This window comes from Desulfosarcina sp. (assembly GCF_033791525.1).
GTDB lineage: Bacteria > Desulfobacterota > Desulfobacteria > Desulfobacterales > Desulfosarcinaceae > Desulfosarcina.
On the sequence record NZ_JASJGN010000004.1, the window covers coordinates 1 to 2,944 of the forward strand.

At 55.3% G+C, this 2,944-nt stretch carries 3 protein-coding genes and 1 pseudogene; all 4 read left to right on the top strand.

Annotated features, from left to right (window positions below):
* Positions 1–387: 387 nt before the first annotated feature.
* The gene (gene glyA / locus QNK41_RS00105) at positions 388–1,662 is read left to right on the top strand and encodes a serine hydroxymethyltransferase (RefSeq protein ID WP_319252494.1); all 1,275 of its coding nucleotides are present in this window, start codon (positions 388–390) and stop codon (positions 1,660–1,662) included.
* Positions 1,663–1,675: 13 nt separating this feature from the next.
* Entirely contained in the window at positions 1,676–2,185 is a 510-nt protein-coding gene (locus QNK41_RS00110; protein WP_319252496.1) for a dCMP deaminase family protein, read from the top strand.
* 63 nt (positions 2,186–2,248) lie between these two features.
* The gene (gene nrdR, locus QNK41_RS00115) at positions 2,249–2,710 is read left to right on the top strand and encodes a transcriptional regulator NrdR (RefSeq protein WP_319252498.1); all 462 of its coding nucleotides are present in this window, start codon (positions 2,249–2,251) and stop codon (positions 2,708–2,710) included.
* A gap of 49 nt (positions 2,711–2,759) precedes the next feature.
* Positions 2,760–2,944, top strand: a pseudogene (locus QNK41_RS00120) (riboflavin biosynthesis protein RibD); the annotation flags it as partial.

Here is a 2,944-nt window from a genome sequence, read left to right on the forward strand (position 1 = left end):
GCCAACCAGCCACTCACGCTCAATGCGGTGAGTAGTACGGTCAGTAGCACCAATAAGACTTTCTGGCGAACGCCAAGACGAAATTTGGGCATCCTCAGGGGGGGGGTGGCAGTCAATGTGGTCATTTTATCCAAAGTTTAATGATTCACTGGTCAATGTCGGCCGGAAATCGAGCAAACTTAAGGTGTTAGCAGAGGTTTTTTGGCGGGAGGTGGAATTGGTGATGGTTTGATTCATGCTACAATTAACGTTTTTTCGTGCCTGCTCAGCTCCGCTTTTTTACAGTGTTTGGCGGCAGGTTCGTTGCGCGTAATTCGGGTGCCGATTAACGGGGTAAAAGCCACGTTAACGACAGGCTTAATTTTGGAATAACCCTAGGGGAAGAGAATGTTTAGCAAAGATATGCAAATTGCCGGTTTTGACGACGAATTATGGGCTGCCATCCAGGCAGAGGAAGTTCGTCAGGAAGAGCACATTGAGCTGATTGCCTCTGAAAACTACACCAGCCCCCGGGTGATGCAGGCTCAGGGCAGCGTGTTGACCAATAAATACGCCGAGGGTTATCCCGCCAAACGCTATTACGGTGGCTGCGAAAATGTGGATGTGGCTGAGCAGTTGGCTATCGATCGTGCCAAAGAGTTGTTCGGTGCCGATTATGCCAATGTTCAACCGCATTCCGGTTCGCAGGCCAACGCCGCAGTGTATCTGGCGCTGCTACAGCCCGGAGACACCATTCTCGGCATGAGCCTGGCCCACGGCGGGCACCTTACCCACGGCTCCAAGGTGAGCTCATCTGGCAAGCTATATAACGCCATTCAGTACGGTCTGGATGAGAGCACGGGCGAAATCGACTATGCGCAGGTCGAAGCACTGGCCAAAGAGCACCAGCCGAAGATGGTCGTTGCGGGTTTCTCCGCCTACTCCCGCGTTGTGGATTGGCAGCGTTTCCGCGATATTGCCGATAGCGTCGGCGCCTACTTGTTCGTGGATATGGCCCACGTGGCTGGTTTGATTGCAGCGGGTGAATACCCCAACCCTGTAGCCATCGCCGATGTCACCACCACGACCACACACAAAACCTTGCGTGGGCCACGTGGCGGCCTGATCCTGGCCAAAGCCAATCCTGAAATCGAAAAGAAATTTAATTCCGCGGTATTTCCGGGTTCGCAGGGCGGGCCGCTGATGCACGTCATCGCCGCCAAGGCCGTGGCCTTCAAGGAGGCGCTGGGCGACCCCTTCAGACAATATCAAAAAAACACCGTAACCAATGCAGCGACGCTGGCCAACAGCCTTAAAGATAACGGCCTGGATCTGGTGTCCGGCGGCACGGACAACCATCTCATGCTGGTCAACCTCACCCGCATGGGTATCACCGGCCGGGATGCGGAGGAAGCATTAGGTCGTGCCGGCATCACCGTAAACAAGAATGCCATCCCCTTCGAAACGCGCAGCCCCCATGTGACCAGCGGCATCCGTATCGGCACCCCTTTTGTAACCAGCCGGGGAATGATGGCCGAGCAGATGAAGATCATCGGCGGCCTCATGGCCGAGGTCCTGCGTAATCCAGGGGACGAGGCGCTGCTGAAAAAGACAGGGGATCGGGTGCAGGCGCTGTGCGATGAATTTCCCCTTTATCCACAGGCACACGGACACGGACGGTAAAGGAACATTTGCAATGACTGCAACCAGCAACGGTAAACGATCGGACTATCTCTCCTGGGACGACTACTTCATGGCCGTAGCCCTGTTGTCGGCCCAGCGCAGCAAAGACCCCAACACCCAGGTGGGTGCCTGTATCGTCAATCGCCAGAAGCGAATCGTAGGCGTCGGGTACAACGGCTTTCCCACCGGCTGTTCCGATGACACCCTGCCGTGGTGCCGCGAAGGAGACTTTCTTGACACCAAATACCCTTACGTCTGCCACGCGGAGCTCAATGCCATCTTAAACAGTGTCCCCGGGAACCTCACCGATTGTCATATTTATACAGCCCTGTTTCCCTGTAACGAGTGCGCCAAGGTAATTATCCAGGCGGGTATCCGCGAGGTGGTCTACCTGTCTGACAAGTATGCCGACACCGATTCCGTTCGCGCCTCCAGAAGAATGTTCGACCAGGCCGGGGTGGCCTGTCGCCAGTTGATGCCGGCCAGTCCGGTGGTGTCCATCCAATTTACGGAGAAGGAATGATGTCTGATCCGTTGCATGATACGCCGGTTTTTCAACATTACGCAGCCATCGGGAGGGTTTTTCATGAAATGTCCATTTTGCGGTGAGCTTGACAACAAGGTTATCGATTCTCGAGTAAGCAAGGACGGCAGCGTAATCCGACGCCGGCGGGAGTGCATCGACTGCACCCGACGCTTCACCACTTACGAGCACATTGAAGAAATTCCCATCATGATCATTAAAAAGGATGGTCGCCGGGAAGTCTTCAGCCGCGAAAAGGTGGGGTCCGGGATCCGCAAAGCCTGCCAGAAGCTGGACATCAGCATGAACACCATCGAAGAGTTCATCGAAGACCTGGAAAGGGACCTTCGGGAAACGGGTGAAAAGGAAATTCCCTCCCACGAAATCGGTGAGCGGGTCATGGTCAAATTGCACGAACTCAATGACATCGCCTATGTCCGCTTCGCCTCTGTCTACCGCGAGTTCAAGGATGTCAACGACTTTGTATCTGAACTCAAGCGTCTGCTGAGCCATCCGGCTAAGTAGCGTGTTTCCAAGAGGGAAGGGGTCAAGAGTCCAAGGGTCCAAAATATTCATGAGCGATATTAAATACATGCAGCAGGCATTGGCCCTGGCCGAAAAGGGCCGGGGCTGGACCTCGCCAAACCCCATGGTTGGCGCCGTGCTGGTCAAGGACGGCCGGGTCGTGGGTCAGGGATATCATCAGCGGGCGGGCGGGCCCCACGCCGAAGTCAACGCCATCGACAATGCGGGCGAGCG

Bases quoted from the DNA above. Each gene is read 5' to 3' on its own strand.
- glyA (WP_319252494.1), top strand. From the start codon at position 388: ATGTTTAGCAAAGATATGCAAATTGCCGGTTTTGACGACGAATTATGG.
- QNK41_RS00110 (WP_319252496.1), top strand. From the start codon at position 1,676: ATGACTGCAACCAGCAACGGTAAACGATCGGACTATCTCTCCTGGGAC.
- nrdR (WP_319252498.1), top strand. From the start codon at position 2,249: ATGAAATGTCCATTTTGCGGTGAGCTTGACAACAAGGTTATCGATTCT.